Annotated in this window: 10 protein-coding genes; 4 read left to right on the forward strand and 6 right to left on the reverse strand. The window is 48.6% G+C overall.

The window, feature by feature from the left end; all coding sequences use genetic code 11:
- Positions 1–109 precede the first annotated feature (109 nt).
- On the reverse strand, positions 110–2,701 hold the full coding sequence (locus tag I2I11_RS18430; protein ID WP_196269218.1) for a DUF5686 and carboxypeptidase regulatory-like domain-containing protein: 2,592 nt from the start codon (positions 2,699–2,701) through the stop codon (positions 110–112).
- A gap of 264 nt (positions 2,702–2,965) precedes the next feature.
- On the opposite strand from I2I11_RS18430, the gene I2I11_RS18435 reads away from it, so the two are divergent.
- Positions 2,966–3,448 (forward strand): regulatory protein RecX, encoded by a 483-nt coding sequence (locus I2I11_RS18435; RefSeq protein WP_196269219.1) that lies wholly within the window; start codon positions 2,966–2,968, stop codon positions 3,446–3,448.
- Between the two features lie 178 nt (positions 3,449–3,626).
- On the opposite strand, the gene I2I11_RS18440 is transcribed toward I2I11_RS18435, so the two are convergent.
- Positions 3,627–4,262, reverse strand: a complete 636-nt coding sequence (locus tag I2I11_RS18440) for a DUF4230 domain-containing protein (RefSeq protein WP_196269220.1) — start codon at positions 4,260–4,262, stop codon at positions 3,627–3,629.
- Positions 4,263–4,449: 187 nt separating this feature from the next.
- Between I2I11_RS18440 and I2I11_RS18445 the strand changes: the two genes are divergently transcribed.
- The gene (locus tag I2I11_RS18445; protein WP_196269221.1) at positions 4,450–5,601 is read left to right on the forward strand and encodes a hypothetical protein; all 1,152 of its coding nucleotides are present in this window, start codon (positions 4,450–4,452) and stop codon (positions 5,599–5,601) included.
- A complete protein-coding gene (locus I2I11_RS18450; protein WP_196269222.1) occupies positions 5,585–6,763 on the forward strand; it encodes a hypothetical protein in 1,179 nt (392 codons plus the stop codon). Before I2I11_RS18445 ends, I2I11_RS18450 begins: the two co-directional genes overlap by 17 nt.
- Here I2I11_RS18450 and I2I11_RS18455 read toward each other — a convergent pair.
- From I2I11_RS18455 to I2I11_RS18465, 3 genes are all read right to left on the reverse strand, one after another.
- Positions 6,735–7,634: a 1-aminocyclopropane-1-carboxylate deaminase/D-cysteine desulfhydrase gene (locus tag I2I11_RS18455; protein ID WP_196269223.1), complete on the reverse strand. Its 900-nt coding sequence runs from the start codon at positions 7,632–7,634 to the stop codon at positions 6,735–6,737. The two genes, I2I11_RS18450 and I2I11_RS18455, sit on opposite strands and share 29 nt — an antisense overlap.
- 74 nt (positions 7,635–7,708) lie before the next feature.
- Positions 7,709–10,207 (reverse strand): YfhO family protein, encoded by a 2,499-nt coding sequence (locus I2I11_RS18460; RefSeq protein WP_196269224.1) that lies wholly within the window; start codon positions 10,205–10,207, stop codon positions 7,709–7,711.
- A 42-nt stretch (positions 10,208–10,249) separates the two neighbouring features.
- Entirely contained in the window at positions 10,250–10,534 is a 285-nt protein-coding gene (locus I2I11_RS18465) for a DUF4834 family protein (RefSeq protein WP_196269225.1), read from the reverse strand.
- Between the two features lie 541 nt (positions 10,535–11,075).
- Here I2I11_RS18465 and I2I11_RS18470 point away from each other — a divergent pair.
- Positions 11,076–13,040, forward strand: coding sequence for an LTA synthase family protein (locus I2I11_RS18470; protein ID WP_196269226.1), 1,965 nt, complete (start codon positions 11,076–11,078; stop codon positions 13,038–13,040).
- A 244-nt stretch (positions 13,041–13,284) separates the two neighbouring features.
- Here I2I11_RS18470 and carB read toward each other — a convergent pair whose 3' ends face one another.
- Positions 13,285–16,098, reverse strand: a complete 2,814-nt coding sequence (carB, locus tag I2I11_RS18475; RefSeq protein WP_196269227.1) for a carbamoyl-phosphate synthase large subunit — start codon at positions 16,096–16,098, stop codon at positions 13,285–13,287.
- Positions 16,099–16,131 lie beyond the last annotated feature (33 nt).

The raw sequence follows: 16,131 nt of genomic DNA on the forward strand, positions 1-16,131 counted from the left end.
AATTGTAATAAGTTATCACAGCGCTGAGGCGTGTAATAAAGTGGGCCGGGCAACACCGCTATAGCTGGCAATACATAATATTACATCTCAACCATACAAAAGCTGCACTTTAAAACCCGACACCAATCATTACGCCGGCGCGGGCTTTGCTGCCTTCCTGAAACGAGGTAACGAAATCCAGGCGCACCACTTTAAAGATGTGCTCGATGCCAAGGCCCAGCTCAAGGTAATTTTCAGACTCGCGGGTATACAGGTAATTCAGGCTCACTACTTCCTGCCATTTCAGTTGGCGGAACAGCGGTATTTTATTGAACAGGAAACCGTTGAAATGATGTTCGTAATGGCCTTCGAGGTAGCTGTTGTTAGTGCTGTAACGATAATAATCCAGCAGCTGAAAACCCTCGTAGGTGCCGGCAAAAAGGGTGCGGTTGCCACTAAAATGCTTGTAATCCATCAGGTACATTGCCCCTTTGTTGAAAAAAGTGCCACCCGTAAAGCTATACTTGCTGCGGCCCAGCAGTCCAAAGCTCATGTCGTCGCTGATGCGGAGGGCGGCGGTGCTATACCTTACATCGCTTCCCAAAGCTTTTATGCCTGTGCGGTAACCGACCGTAATGGTGGGATACTTGGAGCCGAGGTTAATTTTATCATCCGGCCTGGTCATATATTCCTGGCCCGGCCGCAGACTGATGTTGAAGGACGCGGTGAGTGCTTCGTGCGGCATAAAAGAGGCATCGGCAAGTTCGGCATTTACAGGCACGTTAGAGGTAAACCGGGTATCGGCGCCATCTCTGAAAGTATAATCCACCGTATTCTGCAGGGGCATGCGGTGCGCGTAATCGAGGTTGCCGCTAAAGGAAACGCCGTTCCACAACTCGCTGCGCCAGCTCACGCGGCCATAGCCGCGCTGGTAAAGCTTCATGTAATTACGCCCGGCCACCAAGGTATAAACCGAATTGACAAAAGGCGAAATAGGGTTCAGGTTGTTGATTTGCTCTACGTTTCGTCCCCCTTCCACTGAAATAACGCTGTTCTTAAAAGGATTGTAACTGTAGCTTAATTCGAGCTTGGCGTTGAGCTTTTCGTTGGAAAAACCATAGCGCACAGCAGGCGCAATGGTATAACGGCGGCGATCTTCGAAGCGTTTGGTGTATGCCATCCGCACATCGGCCACGACACCCTCCACGGTGTTATACTGCAATATGCTGCGGCCACCCGTCAGGCTTAGGAGCGGATCGAAACTGTAATATTTATTCTGAAAGGTGTTGGAGTAGGTATAACCGCCTATCAGAAAATTGCCAAACGAGGGCTTGTTGCGCACCTGGTCCAGCGAATCCTGGTAAGGCTGCGACTTTTTAATAACTTCCAGGCTGTCTTTTTTATGATAATCCGTTACTTCGGCCTGTGTGAGCGGCACCGGCCGCACCTCCGCCCAATAAGCCGAGTCACGCTTGTTGGCTTCCTTCTCTACTACCAGAATCTCTTTGCTGAAGATCTTATCGTTGTGGAGGGGCTGCTCCGCTCTAGGATCGGCTTCCTCTGGTTCTATTAATCTTATTTTCGGTTTGCTGACAGGCTTGGCTTCAGCTATAGCAGCAGCATCAGCGGTGGCGGGTTCGGGTGCTGTTTCCTCCAGCCTGGGCGGTGTTTTGTAAGCCGGCTGCACTTTATACTTCGAGTATACGCCTGTTACATAGCCGCTTCCCTTAAAGCCAAGCCCTGCGGCCTCAAAGGTAAAGCGCTGCGACACTGGCATCCATACATGCTCCGCCACCGGCGCGTATACCTGTCGCACGCGTATAAAATCCACGAAGTCGATACCGGCATCTTTGGTTAGTTTTAAATCAACGCTGTGGATGCGCCAGCTACCGTCTACAATATAAATGCTGCCCGAAAAAACAGGATCGTGCTTGCGGCGCGGGATAACTTTTATTTTGTTGATGGTGCGGCCGTTTTCCTGAAAAGCCCCCAGGTACTCGAAGCGGTAATAAAACAGCGCGTTGTTAGCCAGCGGCGATATAAAACCGCGTTCGCTCAACCCTTCTACCTGCAGCAGGTTATCGTAAAAGCTGATGTTCATCTCCGACGCCTTGTTAAAGCTGAAGCCTTTCTTCTGTCCGCTCACCCGGCTCGAAATCATGCGCTCGTGCACCTTGTCGGGCTTTTTAAAACTCAGCTCCGATATAGATTCCGACAGGTACACGATACCCGTATCCACATCCACCACTTTGATGCCCAGCACTTTGGAGGGCACTTTGTCCATGCGGCCTACGGCTTTCATATACACGCGGGCACTCCAGGCTTTCACCTCATTCTGGTGATATTTGCGCAGCCGGATGGCATTGCGCATAATGCCGTAAGCAGGATCTTCATCGGCGGCACGCACTACCACTTCTTTCAGGTTTAGTACCTCCGGCTGCAATTGCACGTTCAGTTCCTGCTTATCTTCACTTATGGTTATAGTCTGGGTTTCGGAGCGGTAACCGACATACTTAAACTCCAAAGTATAAGTGCCCGGTGCGAGCTGCAGCTGAAAGTTACCCTGCTCGTTGGAAGCGGTGCCGCTGGCAGTTTCTTTGATATAGATGCTGGCAAAGGGCAGGCCTTTTCCGTTTTCATCAACAATGCGACCGCGCAGCACACCCGCCATACTCAGTACAGGCAATAGCAGCAGCAATAACAGAAGGCAGGAATGGCGCATGCAGGCTAAGGTTTTGGTAGATGCAAATTACGGATGATACTTCAGAACAACAGCACTTTGGTATACTTTCGGTAAATCAGCATTTTTGTAACAGAGATTCTTTACTTCTTCAGAGTCTGTTTCGTCCGTTACCGTTGCCTGGCCTGGCGGATTTATTTGCAACGCTGAAAGCTTTTCCGAGGCTGTTTATACTTCTGCTGCCTCCTTTACAGGCAACTCTGGGCGGCGTATACTTGTTATAGTTACACAACAATACTCACAAACTTGGAACGACAGAAGAAACAGAAATCATATACCCCGAAAGAAGCCCTGCTGAAGGCGGCTGCTTACTGCGCTTACCAGGAGCGTACGCAGCAGGAGGTGCGCACCAAACTCTACTCCTATGGCCTGGAGCCGGATGACGTGGAAGAATTAATCGTGCGGCTGGGCCAGGAGAAGTTGGTGGATGAGGAGCGGTATGCCCAGAGTTATGTGCGCGGTAAGTATGGCCTCAAGAAATGGGGCCGTCGTAAAATCCTGCAGGGTCTCAAAGGCAAAGGCATTTCCGATTACTGCATCAAACAAGGCCTGAAGGAAATTGACCCTGAAGTATACGAGCAGAACCTGCTTTACCTGCTGGAGAAAAAGAATGCCACCGAAAAAGAAAAGAACCCGTTCACCCGCCGCCAGAAACTGAGCTATTTCCTGCTGAGCAAAGGCTATGAAAATGATTTGGTGCAGGATGCTTTGAAGAGTCTCGAATTATGAGTCCCGAATTACGAATTGTGCGTGTAGCCTGCCGCATTTGTGTTCCCGCCAGTAATGTGGCTTGCTAAACAGATAGCTTATACTTGGTTCTTAAAGTAAAGGTGCCGGAAACTACGCACAGCAGGAAAGCACGAAACCAGCCTTTCGCGAAAAACCATCAAGCATCTCCAACCCCGAACTACCGCTTTGGCGGCAGTTCGGGGTTGGAGATGCGGCGTTGCGGTACCAGTACCACTTGTTTTCCGGTAATTTCCTGCAGCATCGGCTTCAGAATTTTTTCGGCGTTTAACTGCGTTTGCCGCAGTATGCCGGAGTTAAGTGCTGCTTTTTTTACGTTCTGCTCCGCATATTTGTAGGCGTCCTCTACCAGGTCGGCATCCTGAAAATAAGTATTCTCTTTGCTGAACACCTTGGATTTGCTGTGATCTATTTTGTAATAGCATATCTGCGGAGCGGGCAACGCCACCTGCACCAGCGTGTCGCCCTGGAACTGTATGTCAGACTGCTTTATTTTAGAAAAGTCTATACAACCGACGGCTTCGCCGGCGACAATCAGCACAATTTTAGAGTTGGGCACAAACCGCGATACATACTTCTGGTACTCCACTACATCTTTAAAATTGTAGCGCACCAGTTCCATACGGCCCAGTTCTTCCACCGAAGTCAGGATAGTACTATAGTTTACCACTACCTCGGGCACCTTTTTTTCTTCCGGCTCCTTAAAAAAGTCTTTAACGCTGCGCCAGATAAAGATGCCGGCGGCAATGACCAGTATCCAGGGAAGCAATTTGAGCAGAACGCGAAGTAGGGGCATGTGGCGTAATTTGTGATTTGTTACAGGTACGGCTTTGCAAATATTATGCTACATTAATTTAGCTGCTTCTACAGCATTACCTGATCCGAAGTACTTGTTGGTGGTAATCCCCACGACAAAGTATTACTTTGCTTTAATATTTACATACTTTTGTTTCTTGCCTTGGTCATCTTTCCTGCCTTCTACTTTGGAAATTTCTCATAACAAGCTCACAAGATTAATTACAGCAAAACCAATCCTACTGGCACTGCTGTGGCTTGTTGTTCATGCATTTATGTATAATAAGCTCGGCATTAAAATAATGTTTGATAGCCACCGGTATCTTGCTTATGCAGCGGCGCTAGAAACCGAAAGTTCTTACTGGTATCAGGCTGAAAATATTCTTTATTCCGGCTATACGCTTATTCTTTATTTATTTCTCTACTTGCTGCACCTGCCTGTCGGGGCCGTCATTGTGGCACAAATCGCTTGCTCGGGCGTAGCATTAATTTACCTGTACAGAACTGTTCTGAACATAACGGGTTGTAGCCATACTGCACTTATCTGCCTGCTACTCTACATAGTATGGCCTGAAATTCAGCAATGGAATTTCTACATTCATACAGAATCGCTATATTTTAGCGTAACTATTTTCCTGTTATATGGCATTTCCAAGCCCCATAAAAGCGTTTACGACATTACGGCCATTTTACTAATCTTATTGTTTGCGCTTTTCCTTCGTCCAAATGGCTTTTTCCTTTTGTTAGGCGCCAGCGCCAGTGCCATCAGTTACCTGCATCAGCGATATAGTTTTAAGTTCAGAGCAAAAAGTATCATACTTGTAGCAGTTGTTATAGTACCATTACTTGTTTTCGTAGCCAATAATGCTTTAGAAATTTATTCCCCGATTCAATACGTAGCACAGGGGCAGGTTATTCAGGGCTACGATGGCTTACATGTTAATATTGCTCCTGTCATGTCAGGCATTCACAATTCTGTAATAAAGCAATTGTGGCGTATCATTACATCTCAGCCTTTAGCATATACCAAGCTGTTACTGCTGCGCTTTATTTTTTTCTGGGGACAAGTAAGGCCATACTACTCAGCCATACATAATTGTGCTATACTTCTATACTTTATTCCGGTTTATGGGGCAGCTTTGTACGGAATGAAAAGATTAAGCCAACATCCTGTAAAAGCCTTTATGCTTGTAGTAACAATATTACAAACAACCATGAGTTTGGTAATTGCAGTGGATTGGGATAACAGGTTTATAGTACCCTTAATGCCGTTTATATTTATTTTTGCTGCTATAGGTTTCCACTCCTTATATGCAAAATTTAATGCTCCCAAGCCTTAACAGGCTTAACCGCTCACTTCATCGTATTCCTGGCTGGCTGCTTTTCTGCAGTCTTGCTGCCTTGTGGCTTACTGTTCAGGTTTACTTCTTTCAGCGCTTAGGAGTAAAGCTTGTTCCTGATAGTATTGTCCGCTACATACCCTATGCTAATCATATAGCCGAAACCGGACAACTTGGAGAAAGCCAGGAAAATAGGTACATCCTGTATATCCTGTTTCTGGCTTTCTTTATTAAGCTGAAGTTAGGTTTAGGAGCCGCCGTGCTTGCCCAAATAGCAGCTTCAGGTATAGCCTGTATACTTTTGTTCCGCTCTGTAAGGAATCTTACCAATGGCAATCGATTAATGGCAGTTGCAGCTACCACGGGGTTTATACTCTGGAAAGATGTGCAGTATCTTAACGTCTACATATTAACAGAATCATTGTTCACCAGTTCTATCCTATATGTAATTTACCCTTTAACAAAAGGCAACAGTAGTAAACATTATGCAAAATCCTTTGTGCTTAGCCTTATACCCATGTTCCTCAGGCCAAACGGTTTTATTGTACTGTTGGGAATAATTGCCTGCTGGTGTTATTCTTACAGGCATATGTTACAGCCACACAAGAAAGCAATCCTTCTTTCCTTTATTATAGCTCTTAGCCTCCTTCTTTTTATTCTTGACTCTTACCTCCTAACCACTTTCCAGATAGTAGAAACTTACGCCAGAGGAGAGATAATATATGCTTCGGGTACATATGCTGTCAGGGCCCAACATGTTGTTTTACCAGCAGAAAAGTCCTCCCCTATACTTCGCATCCTGTTCTTTGTTTTGTTAAATCCTGTATTCTTTGCTAAGATCTTTTTTCTGAAGTTCATTGCATTTATTGGCTACATAAAGCCTTATTATTCGCTGCTGCACAACGTCTTAATAATCTGCTTTATTTATCCGTTATACCTATTCGCAGGATACTTTATCATTAAAAGTAAAGCACTAGCATTAAAAGCCTTTCCTTTAACAGTGTTTTTGCTACAGGCAACAATTGTCGCTATGACCTCTGAAGACTGGGACTCCAGGTTTATTATTCCACTTTTGCCTATGTTTATGCTATTTGGGATAACAGGACTTTACGGGTTTATCGAAAAGAAAGAAGCTATATCTCCACCCCTAGCCGCTCTTTAAAGCCAGCATTGCCTTGCAAACCGCCTGTGTGTACGGCTATAATCCGGCCGCCTTTCGGGAAATAGCCCTGCCGGATTAAATCAAACAGGCCGTACATCATCTTGCCGGTATAGATGGGCTCCAGCGCGATGTGGTGCCGCTGCTGAAAATCATGTATGAATGCCAGCAACTCCGGCTTTACTTTGGCATAGCCACCGAAGTGATAATTTGTAATAAGTTGCCAGTTATTATACTTGTGTCCGTTATATTGCAGCACCAGTTCCTCTATCTCCGCCTGCAGAAACTCTCCGCCTTTTAAAGCCGGAAATATGAGTATTTGCTTTTCTCCAGCCAAACCAGCCACAATGCCAGCCGCCGTGCCGCCGGTGCCTGCTGCACAACAGATGTAGTCGTAATCAAGGCTGATATCCTCTGTAATTTCGGTGCAACCCTTCACGGCCAGCAGGTTGGTGCCGCCTTCGGGTAAGATGTAGGGTTGATGGTACTGCGCCTGCAGTTGTTCCAGAAAAGCCGGTTCGCTTTTGTGCCGGTACGCTTCACGGCTCTTGTAGTGCAGTTGCATACCACAGGCACTAGCAAAAGATAGCGTAGGGTTGAGTGGCAGATGTTCTTCGCCCCGGATAATGCCGATGGTTTTAAAACCGAATTCCTTTCCGGCGGCGGCTGTGGCGGCGATGTGGTTGGAGTAAGCCCCTCCGAAAGTCAATAATGTATCATGTTGCAGCCGCCTTGCCTCCTGTAAATTATACTTAAGTTTGCGCCATTTATTGCCGGAAATGTGCGGATGCAGCAGGTCTTCGCGCTTCAGCCAAAGTTCAACTTCCTGCTCCTGCAGTAAGGGGTCGTGTAGTTGTTGCAGCGGCGCCTCCATCGTTCAAAAAGAAGCCCCAGCACTGGCTGAGGCCCCATTTATACCTTAACTTTTAATTTATATCTCTTATCAAATCATACTTTAGCTGGTGCCGGTTCTGGCTTTTGCTTTACCGCGTATACTACAGCGCCTATTATGACCAGCAACAGCAATATCGAGGAAATCATCGACACCGTATTACCCAAAGCATAAGACTGGGGCGCAAACACAAACCTGATAGTATGTTTACCCGCAGGCACCGGCAAAGCGCGCAGCACGTAATTAGCACGGATGTGATCCACCGGTTTGCCATCTATGTAAGCCTGCCAGCCAGCCGGATAATATATCTCTGAGAAAATTGCCAGTTGGTTGCCTGTGGCATTCACTTCGTAGGTCAGTTCGTTCGGGTTATACTTGGTGAGCTTAATAGTGGAGCCGTTCGGAGTATAGCTTTTGGACGGAACATCAAACTCAGACACATCCACAATGGCCGTATTCGTCGGGTCGAAATTACGTAGCGCCTGCAGCGCTTCATCCGGACTGTTTACGGTGCGCACATCCTCCACAAACCAGGCATTGCCCAGGGCAGCAGGGTTTGTGAGTGGCGCGGCGGCATCGTTGTAAATAATGTAGCGCGTATTCAGCATGTTTAATACCGGCGCATTCTGCAGGGCCAATGTCACCGTTTCAGCAGTTGGGTTATTCTGAAAAGTGGTAATCAGCCCCTGTAATTCATTGCTCATCACACTGTCAATCACGTCCTGGTAGCGGCGCAGTTTGGCGCCATGATACCCGCCAATCGACTTGTGGAAGTATGACGAGCGGGCATCGTTAAACGGGTTCGGCAAGTATAGCACCCGGTAACTGGGGTCTTTGTCCTTTAAAATCGCCTGGTCTGCAGCGGTTGGTGCAAAATGCGTAGCTACCACCTGTTGCTGAAAGTCGTTATCGTTCAGGTAGCGCTTGTCTACTGCCCACAAATCTATCAGTATCAGAACGCCTACGCCTGCAATCGCCACGGTAGCAGAGATTTTATTTTTGAGGTAGAAGTATAGCACACCGGCAGCCAGTACAATAAACACCAGCGAACGCAGCGCATCGGAGCGCATCAGGCTTTCACGGTCGGCACGAATGGCATCTATAGGAAACTGCGCCTGGATAAGTTGCTGGTCAGTAGCAGAGGTAAAGCTGGCCATACCGGCAAAAAGCCACACCAGCAGGCAGATGCCGGCTGTGATGCCTCCGGAAAGCAGCAGCTTTTTCTCGAAGTCTTTAATCTGACTCCTTTCTTTGATTAGTTTCCAGAGTGCCAGCATGGCCAGCAGCGGCATGGCTATCTGCGCAATCACCAGCGCCGACGAAACTGCCCTGAACTTGTTATAGCCCGGAAAATAATCGAACATGAAATAATTAAACGCCTCGAAATTTTTGCCCCATGCCAATACGATGGAAAGCACAGTAGCTGCTACCAGCCAGCTTACCCAGCGACGATCCACGATAGACAGCCCCAGCACAAACAGGAAACAAATGATAGCGCCCACGTATACCGGGCCACTCGTCATGGGTTGCGGCCCCCAGTACATCGGCAAACCCTGGCTTATAATCTGCTCGGCCTGCACCGGCGGTACGCCCATCTTGGTAAAAGCGTTGTATGTCTCGGAGTCTTTATCGAGCGAAGCGGAGCTGCTGCCGCCGTAAAAATCGGGTATGAGCAGCGTCATTGTTTCGCCCACGCCGTAGCTCCAGTTAAAAGCGTAATCACGGTCGAGGCCGCTGCTGGTTCTGTCGCCGCTGTTTTTAGTACTTAATTCTGATTTGCCCCGGATACTGTACTGGCTATACTCTGCCGTGGTGTACAAGCGGCCAAAGTTTACGCCTACCGCCAGCACTGCGGCCACCAATAGCACCAGGCCCCGCTTCAGCAGGTCGGCTATCGTTCCGTTTTTTATGGCAAAAATGATTTCCACCACTGCAAATACCAGCACCAGCAACAGCATGTAATAGGTCATCTGGAGGTGGTTGAAGTGCAGGTTTAGCGTAAGGCCCAGCGCAAACAGCGCTGCGCCCAGCCACAAATTACGCCGTAACGCTACCAGCAAACCTGCCAGCACCATCGGGATATAAGCAATAGAAAGAGATTTGGTATTGTGCCCCGCCTCCAGAATGATGATGTTGTAGGAGGAAAAGGCAAAGGCTATAGCGCCGATGGTAGCCAGCCACGAGCTCATGCCCAAAGCCACCAGCAGAATATAGGCGCAGAGCAGCGTGATAAAAATATTGCCCGCCAGCGCCGGCATATCAAACGTTAAAACTGAGTGGATGGTACCTGACCAGTCGCCGGGGTAATGCGTGTTGATGAGGTAAGACGGCATACCGCTGAACATGGAGTTTGTCCAGAGAGCTTCCTCGCCGGTCTTTTCGCGGTAGTCCTGTATTTCTTTGGCGCTGCCCTGAAACTGCTGGATATCGTGCTGCGCCAGGCCTTTGCCCTCGAAGAGCACCGGCGCGAAGTATAGGGCCGTTAAAAGTAGGAAAATAACTATAGCAACAATGTGCGGCAACACATCGCGCCTGAAATTGAAGGAAGTTGTCATATCTCTCAAAAACCTCAAAATAGAGGTTGAAAGATAGCAGTTTTATTTTACTTCTTCATAATCCACGTATTCGCCGCCCTCGAAATGCTTCTGATTGGGTTGCTCGGGGATATAATCAATTTTCACCTTTCCTGTAGCCCTGCCATTGCTTTGTTCATGGTTGCGGGGCTGTTCCTGGTAAGGGCTTTGCGGCTGGTTGGTATAAAAGAAGGTGCCATTGCGCATACTTTTCTTCACGAAAGCCCCGAGCAGCCAACGAAACAACACAGGCGCCACCATGCGCATAAAGAAAATAATAAGAAGTGTGGTTATGATGAATTTTATCATGATAATGCTTTATTGCTTTAAGGGGTATACTGCAAAAACAGTACCTATACTTATAATCAACTCGTTTGCCAAAGTTTTGTTGTATGACGTTTTGGCTGTTCAGAATTTTACCTCTTACACTTCCCAAGGGCTTTGCCAGTGTTATCACCCGCATAAAAGGTCACTAAAGTATAGATTGCCGGTAAAAAAACATCAACAATGGCTGAAGAGCCGGGTGTTAGGCAGAAACGCTAAACAGGCTCATTTTGGCTACAGCACGGCTGCAAAGGTAAAGTATACACGCGCTACTTCATATTAAATTTGCTTCCCTTTCTTATAACCACCAGACTTCAGGATGAGTTTCCGGGCTTTTGCGCTTCCTGTTTTGATCTGCGCGAGAAGACAGCCTGACAGAAAGCCTGAAACACCCGCTAAAAACTGGTTTGTAAGTCAGATATACTTTGGGCTATGCTGCCTGAAAAATACGCTGGAATACTTACCTTTGCAGGCTTTTCAAAATATAATATATTTAGGGGCCTGGCCCCCGGATTTATACTTACCCATGTCATCCAACCGAAATAAAATCTGGCAGCAGGTACATGTGGCACTGGCGCTTTATCTGGGCCTTGCCATGCTGCTTTATACCTTAGCCCGAATACTTTTCTTTGTCCTGAACAGAGAACTGTTTGAAGCTACCAGCCTGACTGATTTTGCCTGGTTGCTGCTGGCGGGTATGCGCTTCGACCTGTCGGCGGTGCTGTATACCAACCTGCTTTTTATCCTGCTGTTGCTGCTGCCGTTCCCGTTCCGATACCACAAGACTTACTTAAAGGTAGCCAAATATATTTTTATTATCAGCAACAGTATTACGCTGCTGGCCAACCTGAGCGATATTATTTATTACCGCTACACGCTACGCCGCACTACCTGGAGCGTACTCAGCGAGTTTGCCAACGAAAATATGGCCCGGCTGGCCTCCAGCTTTGCCGCTGATTTCTGGTATATCCTGCTCATCTGGGTGGCGCTTGTTGGGCTGACAGTATGGCTCTATGGCAAAATAAAAGTAAGCGCGCCGCAACGTATAAACCCATGGATATACTATCCGGCGCATACCCTGGTACTCGGGCTGGTGCTGGGCCTTTGTGTGGCTGGGATGCGCGGCGGGTTCAGGCACAGTACACGGCCTATTACGCTGAGCAACGCCGGCGAGTACGTATCGCGGCCAAACGAGATGTACCTGGTTCTGAACACCCCTTTCTCCATGCTGCGCACCATCAACAAAGCCGACTTTAAAAAAGTAGCTTATTTTAACCAGCGCGAATTGGCTTCTATTTACTCGCCCATACACCAACCTACCGACACAGCTGCTTTCCAGCCTAAAAATGTGGTAATTATCGTGCTTGAGAGCTTTAGCAAAGAGGCGGTTGGTGGTTACAACTCCAGCCGCATAGGCCAGGACGGTTATCAGGGCTTTACCCCTTTTATGGACAAACTGATGCAGGAGAGCAAAGTATACTGGTACTCTTTTGCCAATGGTAAAAAATCTATTGATGCGCTGCCTTCGGTGCTTACCAGTATTCCGAGCCTGCAGGAGCCTTTTGTGCTGACGCCTTATGCCGGCAACCACCTGCCCAGCCTGCCGCGCCTGCTCAACGAAAAAGGCTATCATACAGCCTTCTTTCACGGCGCCCCCAACGGCTCCATGGGGTTTAAAGCGTTTATGAATCTGATAGGCGTGCAGGAGTATTATGGCAAGGATGAATATAACAACGATGCCGATTTTGATGGTATCTGGGGTATTTGGGATGAGCCGTTTCTGCAGTTTACTGCCAACAAGATCAATACCTTCCAGGAACCTTTTATGAGCGCCGTTTTTACGCTCTCGTCACACCACCCGTTCAAGGTACCGGAGCGCTATGAGGGCAAATTCCGCAAAGGGCCGTTGCCGGTGTATGAGTGCATCAGCTATACCGATATGGCGTTGCAGAAGTTTTTTGAAAAAGCCAGTACCATGTCCTGGTATAAAAACACGCTGTTTGTGATCTCTGCCGACCATACGGCCACGGCCAAATATTACCCTGAGTACCAGTCGGCCTGGGGTGCTTTTGCTATCCCGATACTCTTTTATGCTCCCGGCGACCCGTCATTTAAGGGCGTAGAAAAGCGTGTGGTGCAGCAGCTGGATATTATGCCTACCGTGCTGGGCTACCTGCATTACGACAAACCATACTTCGCTTACGGCAAAGACATGCTGACGCCTGACCATTCTGATGATTTTGCCATCAATTACCTGGGTGCATACCAGTGGTTTGAGGGCGAGTACATGATTCAGTTTGACGGTGAAAAAACCACCGCCATGTATAATTACGTGAACGACATCTTACTGAAAACCGACCTGAAAGACCAACTCCCCGAAAAGCGCCGGCACATGGAAAACCGGGTGAAAGCCTTTATACAGCAATACAACAACCGCATGGTAGATGACAACCTGCAGGTAGGAGTGGTAAAATTAGCCGGTGGCAGGTAAACCCCGCTGCGATTAAAACACAAGTATCAATGCGATTGCCAATCCTATAGGTTTTTATCCTTTTAGTATAGAAGAGGCCTGTTGCCAACCGGAGGAACTACGCTAAATGAGACACGCAGGCTGAAATACTTACAACAGAAGAGTTATAAAACAGAGCAGTCCCGCCTTTGTAAAAAGAGGCGGGACTGCTCTGTTTTATACTTATCCCAAGCTATCTTCCTTGTTTCAGAAGAGGACTTTAGGCTTATTTACTCAGGTATAAATTCCGCTCGGAATATACCTGGGTAAAGTAATCGTCCTGCAGGTCATCGATGAAGTAAATGGCCTCGCCGGTAGATTTCATCTCCGGCCCGAGCTCCTTGTTCACTTCCGGAAATTTGTTGTAAGAGAACACCGGCACCTTGATAGCGTAGCCGTGCTTGTAAGGATTAAACGTAAAGTCCTTCACCTTTTTCGCGCCCAGCATAATCTTGGTAGCGTAGTTGATGTATGGCTCCCGGTAAGCTTTGGCAATGAACGGGAATGTGCGCGAGGCACGCGGGTTCGCCTCAATGATGTATACTACCTCATTTTTGATGGCAAACTGGATGTTGATAACACCTACTGTCTGCAGGGCCACGGCAATGCGTTTCGTGTATTCCTCAATCTGGTTGAGCACGTTTTCGCTCAAATCAAAGGGCGGCAATACGGCATAAGAATCGCCGGAGTGGATGCCGGCCGGCTCGATATGTTCCATGATGCCGCAGATGTGTACGTCTTCGCCGTCACAGATGGCATCAGCTTCAGCTTCGATGGCATTATCAAGGAAGTGGTCGAGCAGCACTTTGTTGCCGGGATGGTCTTTGAGCAAATCAATTACATGGGCTTCCAGCTCTTTCTCGTTTATCACGATTTTCATGTTCTGGCCACCCAGCACATAGCTTGGGCGCACCAGCAGCGGGAACCGAAGCTCTTTGCTGAGTTCCAGCGCCTCTTCGGCTGTTTCAATCACGGCAAACGGCGGATACGGAATATCCAGATCGCGCAGCAGGGCCGAGAAGGAACCGCGGTCTTCGGCCAAATCAAGAGCTTTGTAGCTGGTGCCCATAATTTTGATGCCGTAGCGCTCCAGTTTTTCGGCCAGTTTCAGCGCTGTTTGCCCGCCCAGCTGCACAATCACACCTTCGGGCTTTTCGTGCAGAATGATGTCGTAAATATGCTCCCAGAATACCGGCTCAAAGTATAGCTTGTCGGCAATATCAAAGTCGGTGCTAACGGTTTCGGGATTGCAGTTAATCATGATGGTCTCGTAACCGCACTCTTTGGCCGCCAGTACGCCATGCACACAGCTGTAGTCAAACTCAATGCCCTGCCCGATGCGGTTCGGGCCCGAGCCCAGCACCACTACTTTTTTGCGGTCCGACACGATACTTTCATTCTCACCATCGAAGGTGCTGTAATAGTACGGTGTGCTCGCCTCAAACTCCGCGGCGCAGGTATCCACCATTTTATACACGCGCTTAATGCCCAGTTCGGTACGCACGCTGTGTACCTCGCTTTCTTTGCAACGCAGCAAATGCGCTATCTGGCGGTCGGCATAGCCTTTTACCTTGGCTTCGCGCAGCAGTTCGGCCGGAATGGTGGCCAGGTTATACTTCTCAATCTCTTTTTCCATCACATCCAGCTCCTCAATCTGGGCCAGGAACCAGGGGTCGATTTTCGTCAGGTTCTGGATGGTGCTGGTCGGAATGCCGATGCGCATGGCATCTTTAATGCTGAACAGGCGGTTCCAGCTCGGGTTCTTTAAGCTGTAGATCAGCTCGTCGTAGTTCGTTTTTTCCTTGCCGTCGGCGCCAATGCCGTTGCGTTTAATTTCCAGGCTTTGGCAGGCCTTCTGCAGCGCCTCCTGGAAGGTGCGGCCAATGCCCATCACCTCGCCCACCGATTTCATCTGCAAACCCAGCTTGCGGTCGGCACCCGGAAATTTATCGAAGTTCCAGCGCGGTATTTTCACAATCACATAATCCAGCGCCGGCTCAAAGTAGGCAGAGGTAGTTTTGGTGATGGCGTTTTTCAGCTCATCCAGGTTATAGCCAATGGCCAGTTTGGAAGCAATTTTCGCAATCGGGTAGCCGGTGGCTTTGGAGGCCAGCGCCGAGGAGCGGGATACGCGCGGGTTAATCTCGATGGCAATGATTTTGTCGTCGGCAGGGTTTACCGAGAACTGCACGTTGCAGCCGCCAGCAAACTGTCCGATGCCGTTCATCATTTTGATGGCCAGGTCGCGCATTTTCTGGTATACCGTGTCCGGCAGCGTCATGGCTGGCGCTACGGTAATAGAGTCGCCGGTGTGCACGCCCATGGGGTCGAAGTTCTCGATAGAGCAGATGATAATTACGTTGCCCACGTTGTCGCGCAGCAATTCCAGTTCATACTCTTTCCAGCCCATTATACTTTGCTCTACCAGCACCTCGTGCGTAGGCGAGGCGTGCAGGCCACGTGTCAGGGCCGCATCAAACTCCTCCGGGGTATTCACAAAGCCGCCGCCATAACCGCCCAGCGTAAACGACGGGCGAATAACGAGCGGAAAACCAATTTCCTGGGCAATCTCTTTTCCTTCCAGAAACGAGGTGGCTGTTTCGCCTTTGCAGACATTTATACCCAGCTCCAGCATTTTCAGGCGGAAAGCTTCGCGGTCTTCAGTTGTTTCGATGGCTTTAATATCCACCCCGATCATCCGCACGCCATACTTCTTCCAGATACCGGCTTTCTCGCAGTCGATAGCCAGGTTCAGCGCTGTTTGTCCGCCCATGGTAGGCAGCACCGCATCAATCTTGTGCTTCTCCAGAATCTCGATGATATACTTCTTCTCCAGCGGTTTGAGGTACACATTGTCCGCCGTAACCGGGTCCGTCATGATGGTGGCGGGGTTGGAGTTGATGAGCGTTACCTCGATTCCCTCCTCCCTGAGGGAGCGGGCGGCCTGGGAGCCGGAATAATCGAATTCGCAGGCCTGGCCGATAATGATGGGACCGGAGCCAATAATGAGAACGGATTTAATACTGGTGTCTTTAGGCATCGTGTGGTATGTATAAATTGCCCAAAGTTAAGG

Source organism: Pontibacter rufus, from assembly GCF_015694705.1.
Lineage (GTDB): Bacteria > Bacteroidota > Bacteroidia > Cytophagales > Hymenobacteraceae > Pontibacter > Pontibacter rufus.